We start from the raw sequence: 15010 nt of genomic DNA on the forward strand, positions 1-15010 counted from the left end.
GCGGGCCTTCGTCCTCCCCGGGCTGCGACTGCGAAGCTCAGCTTGGATCGTTCCCGGGCCAGTGCGCAGCCCCTGCGCGGCGCGGGTCCAGCCTGCTAAGGTGCCGGGCCCTGACGCCGCCGGACCCCGGATGAAAGCCCCTGCCGCCCTGCTGGAACTGATCGAAGACGGCATTCTCGATGCCGTGATCCGGCCGCTGAAGAGCGGCAAGGAGGCGGCGGTCTATGTCGTGCGTCGCGGTGAGGAGATCTGCTGCGCCAAGGTTTACAAGGACATGGCGCAGCGCAGCTTCCAGAATCGCGTGCAGTACCAGGAGGGCCGCAAGGCGCGCGGCAGCCGCGAGGCCCGCGCAATGGGCAAGGCCACAAAGTTCGGCAAGCGCGAGGCCGAGGCCGCCTGGAAGACCGCGGAGGTCGATGCGCTCTACCGCTTCTTCGATGCTGGCGTGCGCGTGCCGCGTCCTTACGGCTTCTACAGCGGGGTGCTGGTGATGGAGCTGGTGGCCGATGCAGACGGCCACAACGCGCCGCGGCTGGGCGAGGTACAGCTCGCGCCCGAGGTCGCCCGCGACTATCACGCGCGGCTGATCCGCGAGGTGGTGCGCATGCTCTGCTGTGGACTGATCCACGGCGACCTGTCCGAGTACAACGTGCTGGTCGACGCCCAAGGCCCGGTGGTGATCGATTTCCCGCAGGTGGTCGATGCCGCCGGCAACAACGCCGCCCGCGACCTGCTGCGTCGCGACGTGAACAATCTCAGCATCAGCCTCGGCCGCTTCGCGCCCGAGCTGATGCAGACGCGCTACGCGGAAGAGATGTGGGCCCTGTTCGAGGCCGGCGAGCTGACGCCGGACACGCCGCTGACCGGCGTGTTCGAAGAGCAGTTGGCCGAGGTCGACCTCGACGCCATCGAGTGGGCCATCCGCGACGCTCGCGAAGAAGCCTTGATCCGTGAGCAAGGACGGCTGGCGGCAGAGCAGGACGACTAGCGACGACTGCAGGCCTTTGCGTCCTGCCCTCGCCGCGTTCGCGTCGGTGGCGACCCTGCGAGACGCTGGGTTCTCAGCGATGGCCCTGGCGTGCATCCCGCAGTTCGATGCGAGCACTCGGCAAGGCCCGGGTGTCCGTGTGCGGCGTCCGAACGCGCGGCCGAGTCGCCCTCAAGCAGCGCCCGCGCGGCCGCGCGCAAGGCTTCCCAGCCCGCTACAGCAGCGCGTGCGGAATGTCGTCGTAGCGCTTGGAGTAGGCCAGGCGCTCGGCGCGGCAGAAGCCGCTGCCCATGGTGAAGCTGCGGCAGATGCTGGGCCGTTGGCTGTAGATGCTGCAGCACATCTGCATGCGGTCGACCGCCACGCACCAGCCATCCTCGTCGCGCGCCATCACTTCCAGGCCTTCCGGCGTGTGTTCGGTCAGGTGCCGCGGCACGACGTCGTCGGGCATGACCACCACGGTGAGACGGCAGCACACGGCTTCGCAGTCGTCGCACTGCACCTTGGGGTCGACCAGATGGTCGTCGGGGAGAATCTCGAAGGGCACGCGCGGCTCCGACAGGGGGGAACGCACTCGGCGCGGGCCGAACACGGCGTGCAGGGTCGCATGTTCGGCGCGGGCGTGCGTGAATCGATGCCTCCTGCAAGCTCGCCCGGGTTCCTGTTCAGATCGCTGCGGTCGCCGTCGATCGCCTCGTCGTCATTGCGTGTGCGAATCGCAGTCGCCGCAGCCGGCGGGTGATGCTCACAGGTTCATCGGCACTCGCGCGGCACGACCCGGCGGAGCACCCGCCGCGAGTGCTCAAGACCGGGCAGGCTGGGTCTTATGTCGACCTCGACACGGTTGCAGTCCAGCCAGTTCAGTTCAAAGGCGCCGAACGGAGTGATCTGCACCTGCTCGGGCCGGAAGTCACGACCGAATTCGCCGCCGCGAGCGATCACCGCATTGCGGACCTCGAGGCGCTCGCCATTGAGCGCGCCGGCGCCGACGGCCCAAAGCTGGGCCCCATCGCGGTAGGTGTACCAGGCGAGCGTCGCAAGCTCACCGCCGCCCTCCACCGCGATTTGTACGCCTTCGCCGGAGCGCTCGGGATCGTAGTAGCTCCCCGAGAGGCTGCGATCGGGCAGGGCGTGGCTCAAGGTCTGGCAGTCGCTGGTCACGATCTTGCGCAGGGGCACCTGGAAGGGCGCGAATCCGCTCTGCTCGGGCCAGACATCGAGAACCGCGTGGTTGCAGTCGGACAGGCTCAGGCGGAGACGGCCAAAAGCCTCGCGCACCACCGCTGACGGGTCGAAGGCGCTGCCGTAGCCGGTGCCGCGGGTGATCTGCACGGCGCCGAAATCGAGCGCCTCGCCGCGCAGCTCGGCGGCGCCCAGCACCCAGATCGGCTCGCCCTGGTGGTGGAAGTAGCAGCTCAAGGCAAACAGGCTGTCGTTGCCCTCCAGACTGAGTACGCAGCCTTCGCCTGAGCGCGTCGGCTGGTACCAGGCCCCCACGTACATTGAGCGGCGCGCTTCGGGACGGGGCCAGCCGATGTCGTAGAGCGCGTCGGCGCTGAGGTCGGTGAAGCCGAAGCGGCTGCCTCCGAAGATGCGCGGACTCATCAGCGTCACCGCTTCGGTTTCGATGGCGAAGTGACCCCGATCGAACATGCGTGGACGACCCGCCACGGTTCCGCGCGGCACCGAGCCGGTGTCGAAGCCCAGCTCGACCCGGGGCCGCTGCTCGGCGGCGGCAAGCAGCTGCGCCGCATCGGGCGGCGACAGCATCCACAGCGGAATCGGCCAGTGGGCGCTCGCGGCAACCCCCGCGCGTGCCGTCGTGCGCGGGTCTTCGATATCTCGCACGTCTTCCAGCAGCAGGGCCAGTGCGCCGGCCTCGCTGGCGTGGCGCCATTTGAGGTCGGGACTGCAGCCGCCGCTGGACGCAATCAGCACCGCCCGCTCAGGCAGGGGGCCGCGCTGCGCTTCGCAGGCATCCGTCGCGCTGCGTGCTGTTCCCGCGGTCGCGGCCGCCCCGGTCGCATTGTCCGCGCGCACCAAGGTGCCGACGATTCCCGGTGCGGGTAAGGTCGGCTCCAGCTGCACGCTCGCCGCGGGGTACTCCGTCTGCGGCTCGGAGTCGAGCAGGCGTACGCGCCGACGCTGACCCAGCACCTCGATCAGCCGCGCACGCACGCTGGGGCTGTCCAACAGCAGATCGCCGGGCTCGGCGAGTGATTGCGCGCGATCCGCTGCATTCATCTCGGCGAAGGGGCGCTGCAGCCGATCGCTGTACAGCAGCCTCGAAAACGCATCCAGGTGCGGCGAGCCGGGCTCGGGTTGACCGTTTGCCTGGATCGCGCCCGCGAAGCCGAGCGCGTGACCAATCTCGTGCAGTGCGAAGGCGTAGAACGGGTAGGCGGTGGGCGGGGCGGGCTGGTAGCGATCCAGCCCGTACCAGAAGCCGTCCGGAACGATGGACCTGAAGCATTCCAGTTCTCCCAGGCGGCTGTTGAAAACCACCTGCAGATCCACGGCGTGCGACGCGCGACGCTCACCGGTGCGCGCAATGACGGTGGGCAGGGGATAGCGCGTGTCGGGCGCTGGCATGCCGGCGGCATCATCGACCCAGGCCGCCGGGCCGCCATACCCCGCTGCGGCGCAGCCGAGGTCGGCGAATGCGGCGCCGATCCGCAGATGGGTGCGGCTGTCCAGGCGCATGGCCCAGATGCCGAGAGCGGCATCCAGCGCGGCCTTGCGCTGATTGCCGAGCGTGCTGGCCGCGTTGCCGGGCAGCGCCTCGGCCGGGCGCTTATCCAGAAAGCCTGTGCCCGGCGGATCCAGATAGACCACTTCGAACATGCGTTGAGAGCTTGTGGCCTTCGCTTCGGCCGCAGCATCGGCAGGATGCCGTGGCGGCGGCTGCAGCCGCGGTGCGAATTCGCGCAGCGCGCCGGGGCCGGCGAGGTCGCACTGCAGCACCGGCTGTCCCTGTGCGTCGAGCGCCAGCAGGGTGAGTGTGGCGGCTGCCGGAAGCCGTGTTCCGGCCTCAGGTGCTGCCAGGGCGGGGGCGGGCAGGCCCGTGCCGAGCAGGAGCGTCAGCGCAGCGCCTGCGGCGCAGAAGGCGTTCGGAACCATGGCAGTTCACCGGGGCGAATGTCCGGTAACCCTAGTCGGGCCGTGCCGACTCCGCAACGTCCGCGACGCCTGCCGCTTGAAGCCTTGGCCCTCTCCCGCCGAGCGGCAGCGCAAGTGCCCGGAAGTCCGGGCGACGAGCGCGCCCTGCGGCCAAGGCCAGGCAGTGGCGGCGAACTCAAGGGACTGTCCAGCCCGCGCCCGCCGAACTCGCTGCGCGACGTCCTCACGCGGCGCGTTGGCCTTGGCTGGCGATGGCGGAAGGCAGGTCCCCAGAGCGTATGAAAAAACCATCGGCCTACTGCGGCCGCCTGTGGCCGCCCGCGGCGGCAGCGCGCTACGCGAATTCCGCGGTCACTAGTTCGCCAGACTCCCTTGAATTCACGTGCCGCGCTTTGCCGCGAACGCCCAGAGACGCCCTCGCCACGGCGTTTGGGTTTCTTCATGCGCTCTCAGCGCATGACGGCCCACAGGGCGATGCCGAGCGGAAGCGACCAGAACAACAGCGTTAGCCGCCGCTGCCCCCGTGTCAGGCTGCGCGGCGGCGCGAAATTGAAGAGCACGCTGCCGAGCAGCCACAGGGGCGGAAGCACGACATCGCACGCCCAGCACTCGCCTCGCGATGCGCCCTGCTTCTCCTCGGGCGTCATCCGCGAGTTCTGTCGATGTTGGCCGCCTGCATCGACACCTGCTTGCCGTTGGCCCTCTGACGGCCGATCTCGACAAAGCCGAAGCGCGCGTGGAAGGCGGCCGAGACCGGGTTGGGTGGATCGAGGTCGTACTCGCAGACCAGCGAGTCGACGCCGGACGTACGGGCGAAGTCGAACAGCGCCTCGTACAGCCGGCGGCCGCAGCCCCGGCCCTGGGCGGACGCCGCGACCACGACGCGGTCGATGTAGAGGAAGCGTCCGCCGCGCGCGTCGAACCAGCGGTAGTTGGGGCTGTCGTAGTCGGCGCCGGGTGCCACGGCCAGCAGGAAGGCACAGACGCCGGCTTCGTTTTCGATCACCTGATGCCAGTTCGCCTGGGCGTGCAGGTGCGCCAGCTTCGCTGACTCCAAGGGGCTCAGGTACTGCACCTGTTCGGCGTTGAGTGAGAGCAGGCGGGGGAAATCCTGGGGCGTGGCGTCGCGTAGATGCATGTCTTCGCCGATGAGCGTCGTTCAGGCCGCCAAGACTGGGACTGCGTCGCCACGCCTTCAAGTGGCCAAGGCCTGTCTTGAAGAAAGGGCGGTCCGGGCGCGAACCCGGGCCGCCCTCAAGGCAGGCGAAGCTGCGATCAGAGCGTGTGAGAACACGTACGCCGCAGTGGGCGGAGGGGTCTCACGGGCTCTCAGTCGGTCAGCTGTTTGAAGTAGCGGGTCCAGCCGCGCACGCCGCCGCTGTCGCCGATGCGCTCGAAGCGGGCGCGGCGATCGCGGGCGACGCCGTCCTTCCAGCTGGCCCAGCTGCTGACCGTGTTGCTGCCCTGTTCGGCGCTGAACTGCTGGTGCCAGCCGCCGATCACCGCGTAGCTGTGCTTGACCACGGCCGAGGTGCTGCAGGACGCCATGCGCGTGTAGGTGTGGCGCATGGTGGCGCTGCTGGTGCGCTGGATCCAGCTCGACAGTCCGGCGTCGCAGTCGGTTTCAGTGACGCCGTAGCCGCCCGGACCCATCGTGCCGCAGTGGTTCTCGGTGAAGTAGGCCATGCCGTCCGAGCCGCAGGAGCCGGCCCCCGCCTTCGCCTGGCTGAGCTCGAACAGCGGGGGCGCGTCGGCGAGCTGCACCGGCGCATCCAGCGCTTCCACCACGCCGCGCAGGGCGACCTGGTCGGCGATCGCGCGGTCCTTCTGCGCGTACTTCGGCGCCGGTGCCCGCCCTTCGCGCAGGCCCTCGAGGCTGGGGCTGGCGCCGTCACTGGCGTAGGTCTTGGCTTCGCTGAACACGCCTTCCAGTTCGACCAGCAGTCGCGGCACGGGCACGTGGTCCGGCGTCATCAGCAGGAACATCTCCAGCGGCGTGGCGCCGGCTTCGCTGTCCAGCGCGCCCTCAGCCCTGCCGGCGGGCGCGGTCTGGCCGACGACGATCTCGCGGGTGTCTGGAAACGACAGGAACTGGACGTGGCGTCCGTCCTTCAGGGCCAGCTCGGCGAGCGTGTCCATGCGCACGCCCTTGGCGGGCTCGACGCGGGGGAACTCGGCGGCCGCAGTGGTGCTGATGAGTGCGGCGACGGCGAGGGTGAGCAGGCGCGTGGCGCCCAAGGGCTTGGATGTCGCGATGTTCATGGGAATCTCCTGGCGATGCAGATCGGTCTGCATGGACAGTTGCGAGATTCGATGGGCAAAACGACATGGGCGAGCGCACGGCGCCGTCGCCGACGCCGATGCGACTTCGCTCTGCAGACTTACTTCACCTGCGCGCCGGCCTTGGCACCCGCATCCGCGTCGAGCAGGAACAGATCGTCGCCGCCGGTGCCGGCCGACAGGATCATTCCTTCGCTGATGCCGAAGCGCATCTTGCGCGGGGCCAGGTTGGCGATGAACACCACGCTGCGGCCGACGAGCTTCTCCGGCTCGGCGTAGGCGGCGCGGATGCCGCTGAAGATCTGGCGTTCGCCCAGATCACCGGCATCGAGCTTGAAGCGCAGCAGCTTGTCGCTGCCTTCGACAAAGCCGCACTCCAGCACCTTGCCGATGCGCAGGTCGAGCTTGGCGAAGTCGTCGATGGAGATGGGATTGGGGAGTGGGGATTCGGCATTCGCAGCCGGCGGTGCGGAGGCCGCAGGCGTGGCCGCAGCCTCGGGCTTGGCCGCGGGCTTGGTGGCGTCCGCTGCGGGGGCGAGGCTTTCCTTGCTGTTCTCGATCATGGTCTCGATGTGCTTGGGGTCGATGCGGGTGGCGAGTGCGGCATAGGGCGCAATCGCGTGATTGAGCAGGGGCTGCGCCAGGGTCTCGAAGGCGGCCAGCGGGCTCTGCAGGAAGGTTTCGATCCGGGCGACCGTCGCCGGCAGCACGGGCGCGAGGAAGCCGGCCAGCAGGCGGAGCATGTTGATCGCCAGCGTGCAGATCGCATGCAGCTCGGCCTCGCGGCCTTCCTGCTTGGCCAGCGCCCACGGCGCTTGGGCGGCGATGAGCTCGTTGGTGGCGTCGGCCTCGGCCATGATCCGGCGCAGTGCGCCGTTGAAGTCGCCGCTGGCGAAGGCGCCGCGCTCACCCAGGCAGGCCTGCGACAGCCGATCCCAGGCGCCGAGGTAGTGCTCGAGGTTGGCATCGCTCAGGGCCTCGGCCAGCTGGCCGGCAAAGCGCTTCTCGATGAAGCCCGCGCAGCGGCTGGCGATATTGACGAACTTGCCGACGATGTCGGCGTTGACGCGCTGGGCGAAGTCCTCGAGGTTCAGGTCGAGGTCGTCGACGCCGCCCGAGCTCTTGGCCGCGAAGTAGTAGCGCAGGAATTCCGGGTTGAGGCCTGCATCCAGATAGGTTCTCGCCTGAACGAAGGTGCCGCGCGACTTCGACATCTTGGCGCCGTTGACGGTCAGATAGCCGTTGACGTGCAGCTGGGCCGGCACGTTCATGCCCGCGCCCTTCAGCATCGCCGGCCAGAACAGGCCGTGGAAGTTGATGATGTCCTTGCCGATGAAGTGGTGCATGCGCACCCCGCTGCCGGCGGCCGTGAGCGCGTCGAAATCCATGCCGCGCGCAGCGCACAGGGCCTTGAAGCTGGCGAGGTAGCCGATCGGGGCGTCCAGCCAGACGTAGAAGAACTTGCCGGGCGCATCGGGAATGGCGAAGCCGAAATAGGGCGCGTCGCGCGAGATGTCCCAGTCGCGCAGGCCGCCGTCGAGCCACTCGGCGAGCTTGGCGCGCACGCCCGCATGCGCGACATCGCCGGCCAGCCACTCGCGCAGGAAGGCCTCGAACTTCGGCAGCTCGAAGAAGTAGTGCTCGCTCTCGCGCAGCTCGGGCACGGCCCCGGAGACCACCGAGCGCGGGTTCTTGAGATCGGTCGGCGCGTAGGTGGCGCCGCAGACTTCGCAGTTGTCGCCGTACTGGTCGGTCGAGCCGCACTTGGGGCAGTCGCCCTTGATGTAGCGGTCGGGCAGGAACATCTGCCGCTCGGGGTCGAACAGCTGCTGGATGCTGCGGCGGGCGATGTAATCGCCCTTGATGCGGCCGTAGATCAGCTCGGCGAGGGCGCGGTTCTCGTCCGAATGCGTGCTGTGGTAGTGGTCGAAGGCCACGCCGAAGTCGGCGAAGTCGCGCTCATGGCTCTGCTGGATGCCGCGGATGAAGTCTTCCGGCGCCAGGCCGGCCTTTTCGGCGGCCAGCATGATCGGCGTGCCGTGGGCATCGTCGGCGCAGACGAACCAGGCTTCGCGGCCCTGCATGCGCTGCGCGCGCACCCAGATGTCGGCCTGGATGTAGCCGACCAGATGGCCAAGATGCAGGTGGCCATTGGCATAGGGCAGGGCGCAGGTGACGAGCAGCGGGGCGTGGTCGGACATGATCGGGATGCGGCCAGGACAAACGGCCGCGGATTATCCCATGCGAGGGTAGGGAGCAGAGAAAGGAGGAATGCGACGGTGTGCACGGGCGGTCGCCTGCAGCCAGGCCGCTGGATGGAGCGGCGCACGGGCGGCCGCAGCGCTACAGGCGTGGGACCGTGCTCTTTTGGAGTCTCGCATCCCGCATCGACCGGGGCGAGGGCGCAGCTCATGGTGGGCCAGGGCCCACCCTATGCGGGTTCGATGTTGGGGGGCGAGCAGCGCGCGGCCGCAGCGCGCCAGACCTTGGTCCACACTCGTTCCGAATCCCGAATCCCGAATCCCGAATCCCGAATCCCGAATCCCGAATCCCGAATCCCGAATCCCGAATCCCGAATCCCGAATCCCCAATCCCGAATCCCCAATCCCGGCTCTCCCCTCGACGCCCGCAAATCGCCAGAACCCGCGCGCTGCGCTGCCACGGCGCTGCCGCTCAATGCAGGCTCCCTCTTCCGTGGAGCGCGCCATGCGACTCGGTTTCAAGATCCCCCTGATCGGTTTCACCATGTTCGTGCTGCTGGTGCCGATCCTGCTGTTGAACGGCTTGGTGTACGAGCGCAAACAGCGCGCCGCGGAAGTGCGTGCCGAAGTCGCGCAGAGCAGCAGCCGGGCACAGCGCATCGTCGGCCCGCTGCTGCGCGTCGAGCTTGAACGGGTCCTGCCTGAGCGGCGACTGGTCACCGAAGACGGCGTGCAGCGTGAGGTGATCGAGACCAAGACCGTTCGCGAGGCGCGCCTCGTGCTGCCGGCGCGCCTGAGTTACGAAGCGGGGTTCACCAGCGAGCGCCGCGGTCGATCCCTGTTCCTCGCCCTGCTGTATCACCTGCAGCTGAGGGCCAAGGCGGAATTCGATGTCCAAGGCCTGATCGGCGAGGGCGAACGCGCGATCCGTGCCGACCTGGTGTTGGGGCTCGGCGACAACCGTGGCATCCGCAGTCTCGCCCTCAGCGCAGGCGGCAAAGCGCTGAATGTCGAACCCGGGGCTCGCTTGCCCTGGCTTGAAGCCGGCGTGCAGGCCGCGCTGCCCCTGGCCCAGCTCGATGCCCCGGCGGTCAGCGTCCAGCTTGAGGCCGAAATCAGCGGCACCGAGGCGCTGGACTTCGTGCCCGTCGGTGCCGATACCGAAGTGCGCCTGGCGGGCGACTGGCCGCACCCCTCCTTTGGCGGTGACCTGCTGCCGCAGGCGCCCGAGCTGCGTGAGGACGGCTTCAGCGCGCAGTGGAAGGTCTCGCGCCTGGCCAGCCAGGCCCAGCAGGCGGTGCGCCAGTGCGGACTGGAGAACACGCACTGCGCGGGTGCGGCCACCCACGCCTTCGGGCTGCGACTGGTCGATCCGGTCGACCGCTATCTGATGACCGAGCGCGCCATGAAATACGCCCTGCTGGTGCTGGTGCTGGTGTTCGGCGCGGTGTTCTTCGTCGAAGTGGTCGGCGGCGATGAGCTGCACCCGCTGCACTACGGCCTGATCGGGCTGGCGCTGGCGATGTTCTTCCTGCTGCTGCTGGCGCTCAGCGAGCACATCGGCTTCGGTCCGGCGTATCTGCTGGCCGCCCTGGCCTGCATCGCGCTGATCGCGGCCTATCTCGCCGGCGTGCTCGAAAGCCGCGCCAAGGGCTGGGCCAGCGCCGGTCTGCTGGCGGGTCTGTATGCGCTGCTCTACGCGCTGCTGAAAGCCGAGGACTACGCCCTGCTGGGCGGCGCGCTGGTGCTGTTCGGCTGTCTGGCGGTGTTCATGCTGGCGACCCGGCGGGTGCGCTGGGCGGCGCTGGGTCGCAAGTCCGCCTGAGACGGCAGCGGAGGGTGCGGTCCGCCTTGGCGGGCCGCGTCCTCAGTCGCTGACACTGCTGCTGGCGTCGCGCTTCTCGCGGGCTTCGAGCGGCGTCTCGCCGTGCTCGATGAACCAGACGTTCTCGGCGATGTTGGTGGCGTGGTCGCCGATGCGCTCGATGTTCTTGGCGATGAACAGCAGGTGCGTGCCGGCACCGATGTGCGCGCTGTCCTCGGCCATCCAGCCCAGCAGGGCACGGAACAGCTCGGTGTGCAGACGGTCGAGCTCGGCATCGCGCTCGCGCACGGCAATCGCCAGCGCCACATCGCGCTGCACGTAGGCGCGCAGCACGTCGCGCAGCTGGCGCCGGGCGAATTCGGCGAGCGGGCGCAGGCCGGCCGCGGCCGGCACCGCCGGCTGCGTGTTGAGCACGCGGCAGCGCTTGGCGAGGTTGGCGGCAAGGTCGCCGACACGCTCGATGTCGCTGGCGATGCGCAGGGCGGCCAGCACCTCGCGCAGGTCGCGGGCCACCGGCTGGCGCAGCGCGAGCAGGCGCAGCACGTCGTGGCTGACTTCGCTCTCGCGGCGATCAATCGCGAGGTCGCCCGCCACCACGCGCTCGGCCGCGGCGTCGTCGCGCTGTTCCAGCGCAACGAGGGCGGCTTCGAGCTGCTGCGCCGCGGCTGCGCCCATGGCTTCGAGTTCCTGGCCCAGGCGGGCCAGCTCGGCGTCGTAGTTCTTGTGGATGTGCGATTCGTGCATGGCGCGCTCCGATCAGCCGAAGCGGCCGGTGATGTAGCCCTCGGTCTGCGGGTTCGAGGGGTTGGTGAAGATGCGCTCGGTCTCGCCGTGCTCGATCAGCTGGCCCAGGTACATGAAGGCGGTGTGGTCGGAGCAGCGTCCGGCCTGCTGCATGTTGTGGGTGACGATGACGATGGTGAACTGCTGCTTCAGCTCGGCGATCAGCTGCTCGATCTTGCCGGTGGCGATCGGGTCGAGCGCCGAGGTCGGTTCGTCGAGCAGGATCACCTCGGGCCGCAGCGCCACCGCGCGAGCGATGCACAGGCGCTGCTGCTGGCCGCCGGACAGGCCCAGCGCATTTTGCTTGAGCTTGTCCTTGACCTCCTCCCACAGCGCCGCCTGACGCAGCGCGGCCTCGACGCGGTCGTCGAGCTCGGAGCGCGACAGCGTCTCGTGGTGCTGGATTGCCCAAGCCACGTTCTGGTGGATGCTCATCGGGAACGGCACGGGCTTCTGGAAGACCATGCCGACCTTGCTGCGCAGGCGGTTCAGCGGGTACTTCGGGTCGAGGATGTTCTCGCCGTCCAAGCGCACCTCACCGCTGGCCACCAGACCCGGGTACAGCGAGTAGATCCGGTTCAGGCAGCGCAGCAGGGTGGACTTGCCGCAGCCCGAGGGGCCGATCAACGCGGTCACCTGACGCTCGGGAATCGGCAGGTGGATGTCGCGCAGCGCGTGGTAGCCGTTGTAGTGGAAGTTCAGGCCGCGCACGTCCATCTTGAGCGCGGGTGCCGCTGCGGGGCTGTCAGTCATGGCCTTGGGACTTGCGGAGCAGGAAGGTACGCGCCGCCAGACTCAGCAGCAGCACGAACAGGGTGATGACCAGCGCGCCGGACCAGGCCAACGCCTGCCAGGCGGGGAAGGGGCTCATCGCGAACTGGAACACCACCACCGGCACGTTCGCCATGGCGCCCGTGAGGTCGGTGCTCCAGTACTGGTTGGAGAAGGCGGTGAACAGCAGCGGTGCGGTTTCGCCGGAGATGCGGGCGAGCGCCAGCAGCACGCCGGTGAGAATGCCGGGAGCAGCCGCGCGGTAGAGCACGTGCACGGTCACCTTCCACTGCGGGATACCGAGGCTGAGCGCGGCCTCGCGCATCTGCGAGGGCACCAGGCGCAGCATCTCGTCGGTGGTGCGCACCACCACCGGCAGCACGATGAAGGCCAGCGCCAGCGCACCGGCCAGCGCCGAGAAGCGCGTGTGCTGCACCACCAGTGCGTAGACGAACAGGCCGATCACGATCGACGGCGCCGACAGCAGGATGTCGTTGACGAAGCGGATCACCTCGCCCAGCGCCCGGCGGTTGACGTACTCGGCCAGGAAGGTGCCGGCGGCGATGCCGACCGGCGCGCCGATCAGGATGGCCAGCAGGCTCATCACCACGCTGCCGAACAGGGCATTGGCCATGCCGCCGTCCTGACCCGGCGGCGGCGTCATCTGGGTGAACAGGTTCAGATCCAGCGCAGCGATGCCGCGGCCCAGCGTGGTCCACAGGATCCAGACCAGGAAGAACAGGCCGAACAGGGTGGCCGCACCGGCGAGGATCAGGGCCGCGGTGTTGCGCAGGCGACGGCGCAGGTACAGGGCGTTGGACATCACTGGCCCTCCCGGCGCTTCAGGCTGAGCAGCATCAGCTTGGCGATGCTGAGCACCACGAAGGTGATCAGGAACAGGGTGAAGCCGAGCATGAGCAGCGAACCCAGATGCAGCGGATCGCGCGCCTCGGCGAATTCGTTGGCCACCGTCGCGGTGATCGAATTGCCGGGCTCCAGCAGGCTGGCGCTGATGCGGTTGGCGTTGCCCAGCACGAAGGTCACCGCCATGGTCTCGCCGAGCGCGCGGCCCAGGCCCAGGAAGATGCCGCCGATCACCGCCGAACGCGTGTACGGAAGCACGATGTGCCAGGCAACTTCCCAGGTGGTCGAACCGAGCGCGTAGGCCGATTCCTTCAGCCGGGTCGGCACGGTCAGGAAGACCTCGCGCATGACCGAGCTGATGAAGGGGATGATCATGATCGCCAGCACCAGACCGGCGGTCAGCGTGCCCAGGCCGAGCGGCGGGCCGGAGAACAGATGCCCGATCAGCGGCAGCTCGCCGAGCGTGGCATCCAGCCAGGGATTGACGTATTTCGACATCACCGGCACCAGCACGAACAGGCCCCACATGCCGTAGATGATCGAGGGGATGCCAGCCAGCAGCTCGATCGCCGAGGACACCGGCGCGCGAAGCCAGGCGGGTGCCACCTCGGTCAGGAACAGGGCGATGCCGAAGCTGACGGGCACCGCGATCAGGATCGCGATGCCCGAAGTCACCAGGGTGCCGTAGATCGCCACGCCGGCGCCGAACTGGCGCTCGACGGGGTTCCATTCGGTCGAGGTGAAGAAGCCCGGCCCGAAGGTCTGCAGGGCGTTCAGCCCGCCCCACAGCATGGAAGCGGCGATGCCGATCAGGGCCAGCAGCACGAAGCCGCCGGCGGCCGCCATGCTCCAGCGGAACAGGCGGTCATAGCGCGCATCCGCGCGGGCACGCTGTTCAACCGCGTGCCCGGCGGAGGAAGCCAGTGGGGTTTGCATTGGCGTGGGCTCGGACGGCCTCGATCAACCTTCGCTGGTCGGGAACTGCGCCTGCCAGTAGGCCTTGACCTGCTCGGCCAGCGGCTGCGGCAGGGGCACGTAGTCCAGCTCGGTCGCCATCGGCTGGCCGTTGTCGAGCACCCAGCCGAAAAACTCGAGCACGCCCTGGCGCGCTTCCGGCTTGCCGTTCTTCGGCATCAGCACGAACACCGAGGCGGCGATCGGCCAGGCGGCCTCGCCAGGCGCGTTGGTGATCACCAGGTTGAAGTCCTGGGCATTGGTCCAGTCGGCGCTGGCGGCGGCGGCCTGGAAGCTCTCGGCGTTCGGCTGCACGAACTGGCCGGCGGCATTCTGCACGGCGCCGTAAACGCCGCCGGTCTGCAGGGCATAGCTCAGTTCGACGTAGCCGATCGAATTCGGCAGCTGCTGGATGAAGGCGGCGACGCCCTCGTTGCCGCGGCCGCCCACACCCTTCGGCCAGGACAGGGCGGTGCCTTCACCGACCTTGGCAGCCCAGTCCGGACTGACCTTGTTGAGGAAGCTGCTGAAATTGAAGGTGGTACCCGAACCGTCGCTGCGGTAGACGACCTGGATTTCGGCCTCAGGCAGGCTGAGCTCGGGGTTGATCTCGGCGATGCGCGGGTCGTTCCACTGGGTGATGTTGCCCAGGTAGATGTCGGCCAGCAGGGCGCCGGTGAACTTGATCTGACCCGGCTGCACGCCCTCGAGGTTGACCACCGGCACCACGCCGCCGATCACGATCGGGAACTGCACCAGGTTCGATTCAGTGAGCTCGGCGGTAGCCAGCGGCTTGTCGCTGGCGCCGAAATCGACCGTGCCTGCCTTGACCTGGGCAATGCCGCCGCCCGAGCCGATCGACTGGTAATTGACCTGGGCGCCGGTCAGGCGGTTGTGCTCGGCCGACCAGCGCGACAGCACCGGAAAGACGAAGGTCGAGCCCGCGCCGGTGAGCTGCTGGGCTTTTGTCGCGGGTGCTGCGGCAGGGGCGTCGCTGGCGCCGCTGGCAGCGCCGGTCGCCGGCGGCTGGGAGCCGCCGCAGGCGGCGAGCAGGGCGGTAGCGAGGGACAGGGTCAGCAGGCGGGGCAGGGCGTGGCGGCGCATGGGGTCGACTCGTTCAGGTGGTCGGAGAAAAATGCTGCATTTTCGTGACAGCTGTATGACAGCCTGCTCCCGCAGGGGCGATGAAGGTCTTTCGCGGCGGCAAAGTGTGCGCTTGGGCTG

General features: G+C 68.7%; 13 protein-coding genes. 2 read left to right on the top strand and 11 right to left on the bottom strand.

All coding sequences use genetic code 11. The features are described from left to right. Window positions 1-130 precede the first annotated feature (130 nt). Window positions 131-988: a PA4780 family RIO1-like protein kinase gene (locus tag BLP83_RS02815; protein WP_091238547.1), complete on the top strand. Its 858-nt coding sequence runs from the start codon at window positions 131-133 to the stop codon at window positions 986-988. A 214-nt stretch (window positions 989-1202) separates the two neighbouring features. Here BLP83_RS02815 and BLP83_RS02820 read toward each other — a convergent pair whose 3' ends face one another. The 6 genes from BLP83_RS02820 to metG all read right to left on the bottom strand — a co-directional run bounded on the left by BLP83_RS02820 (window position 1203) and on the right by metG (window position 8589). Next, window positions 1203-1535, bottom strand: coding sequence for a YkgJ family cysteine cluster protein (locus tag BLP83_RS02820; protein ID WP_245679935.1), 333 nt, complete (start codon window positions 1533-1535; stop codon window positions 1203-1205). Window positions 1536-1741: 206 nt separating this feature from the next. Next, window positions 1742-4108 carry a hypothetical protein gene (locus BLP83_RS02825; protein ID WP_091238550.1) on the bottom strand — a complete coding sequence of 789 codons (2367 nt, stop codon included), beginning with the start codon at window positions 4106-4108 and terminating at the stop codon, window positions 1742-1744. 449 nt (window positions 4109-4557) lie between these two features. Then, the gene (locus BLP83_RS02830; protein ID WP_091238553.1) at window positions 4558-4755 is read right to left on the bottom strand and encodes a hypothetical protein; all 198 of its coding nucleotides are present in this window, start codon (window positions 4753-4755) and stop codon (window positions 4558-4560) included. Beyond that, window positions 4752-5246 (bottom strand): GNAT family N-acetyltransferase, encoded by a 495-nt coding sequence (locus tag BLP83_RS02835; protein ID WP_091238557.1) that lies wholly within the window; start codon window positions 5244-5246, stop codon window positions 4752-4754. The genes BLP83_RS02830 and BLP83_RS02835 overlap by 4 nt, the downstream gene beginning before the upstream one ends. A 191-nt stretch (window positions 5247-5437) precedes the next feature. Continuing rightward, a complete protein-coding gene (locus BLP83_RS18565; RefSeq protein ID WP_176763981.1) occupies window positions 5438-6370 on the bottom strand; it encodes a hypothetical protein in 933 nt (310 codons plus the stop codon). 119 nt (window positions 6371-6489) lie between these two features. Then, on the bottom strand, window positions 6490-8589 hold the full coding sequence (gene metG / locus BLP83_RS02845) for a methionine--tRNA ligase (protein ID WP_091238563.1): 2100 nt from the start codon (window positions 8587-8589) through the stop codon (window positions 6490-6492). A 505-nt stretch (window positions 8590-9094) separates the two neighbouring features. Between metG and creD the strand changes: the two genes are divergently transcribed. Beyond that, window positions 9095-10414, top strand: coding sequence for a cell envelope integrity protein CreD (gene creD, locus BLP83_RS02855; protein ID WP_176763982.1), 1320 nt, complete (start codon window positions 9095-9097; stop codon window positions 10412-10414). A gap of 42 nt (window positions 10415-10456) precedes the next feature. Here the strand turns inward: creD and phoU are convergent, their stop codons facing one another. Genes phoU through pstS form a run of 5 tightly spaced genes read right to left on the bottom strand, consistent with a single transcriptional unit; the run spans window position 10457 to window position 14890 of the window. Beyond that, a complete protein-coding gene (gene phoU, locus BLP83_RS02860) occupies window positions 10457-11158 on the bottom strand; it encodes a phosphate signaling complex protein PhoU (protein WP_091238574.1) in 702 nt (233 codons plus the stop codon). A gap of 12 nt (window positions 11159-11170) precedes the next feature. Continuing rightward, on the bottom strand, window positions 11171-11950 hold the full coding sequence (gene pstB, locus BLP83_RS02865) for a phosphate ABC transporter ATP-binding protein PstB (protein WP_091238578.1): 780 nt from the start codon (window positions 11948-11950) through the stop codon (window positions 11171-11173). Continuing rightward, window positions 11943-12791 (bottom strand): phosphate ABC transporter permease PstA, encoded by an 849-nt coding sequence (gene pstA / locus BLP83_RS02870; RefSeq protein ID WP_091238582.1) that lies wholly within the window; start codon window positions 12789-12791, stop codon window positions 11943-11945. Before pstA ends, pstB begins: the two co-directional genes overlap by 8 nt. Further along, a complete protein-coding gene (gene pstC / locus BLP83_RS02875; protein WP_091238585.1) occupies window positions 12791-13768 on the bottom strand; it encodes a phosphate ABC transporter permease subunit PstC in 978 nt (325 codons plus the stop codon). The genes pstA and pstC overlap by 1 nt, the downstream gene beginning before the upstream one ends. A 24-nt stretch (window positions 13769-13792) precedes the next feature. Then, window positions 13793-14890, bottom strand: coding sequence for a phosphate ABC transporter substrate-binding protein PstS (gene pstS / locus BLP83_RS02880; protein ID WP_091238588.1), 1098 nt, complete (start codon window positions 14888-14890; stop codon window positions 13793-13795). Window positions 14891-15010: the final 120 nt, after the last annotated feature.

This window comes from Aquimonas voraii (assembly GCF_900101825.1).
GTDB classification, from domain to species: Bacteria; Pseudomonadota; Gammaproteobacteria; order Xanthomonadales; family Xanthomonadaceae; genus Aquimonas; species Aquimonas voraii.

What these genes read in the sequence shown, in the direction of transcription:
- BLP83_RS02815 (WP_091238547.1), top strand. Translation starts at nt 131, where the DNA reads ATGAAAGCCCCTGCCGCCCTGCTGGAACTGATCGAAGACGGCATTCTC.
- BLP83_RS02825 (WP_091238550.1), bottom strand. Translation starts at nt 4,108, where the DNA reads ATGGTTCCGAACGCCTTCTGCGCCGCAGGCGCTGCGCTGACGCTCCTG.
- BLP83_RS02830 (WP_091238553.1), bottom strand. Translation starts at nt 4,755, where the DNA reads ATGACGCCCGAGGAGAAGCAGGGCGCATCGCGAGGCGAGTGCTGGGCG.
- BLP83_RS02835 (WP_091238557.1), bottom strand. Translation starts at nt 5,246, where the DNA reads ATGCATCTACGCGACGCCACGCCCCAGGATTTCCCCCGCCTGCTCTCA.
- BLP83_RS18565 (WP_176763981.1), bottom strand. Translation starts at nt 6,370, where the DNA reads ATGAACATCGCGACATCCAAGCCCTTGGGCGCCACGCGCCTGCTCACC.
- metG (WP_091238563.1), bottom strand. Translation starts at nt 8,589, where the DNA reads ATGTCCGACCACGCCCCGCTGCTCGTCACCTGCGCCCTGCCCTATGCC.
- creD (WP_176763982.1), top strand. Translation starts at nt 9,095, where the DNA reads ATGCGACTCGGTTTCAAGATCCCCCTGATCGGTTTCACCATGTTCGTG.
- phoU (WP_091238574.1), bottom strand. Translation starts at nt 11,158, where the DNA reads ATGCACGAATCGCACATCCACAAGAACTACGACGCCGAGCTGGCCCGC.
- pstB (WP_091238578.1), bottom strand. Translation starts at nt 11,950, where the DNA reads ATGACTGACAGCCCCGCAGCGGCACCCGCGCTCAAGATGGACGTGCGC.
- pstA (WP_091238582.1), bottom strand. Translation starts at nt 12,791, where the DNA reads ATGTCCAACGCCCTGTACCTGCGCCGTCGCCTGCGCAACACCGCGGCC.
- pstC (WP_091238585.1), bottom strand. Translation starts at nt 13,768, where the DNA reads ATGCAAACCCCACTGGCTTCCTCCGCCGGGCACGCGGTTGAACAGCGT.
- pstS (WP_091238588.1), bottom strand. Translation starts at nt 14,890, where the DNA reads ATGCGCCGCCACGCCCTGCCCCGCCTGCTGACCCTGTCCCTCGCTACC.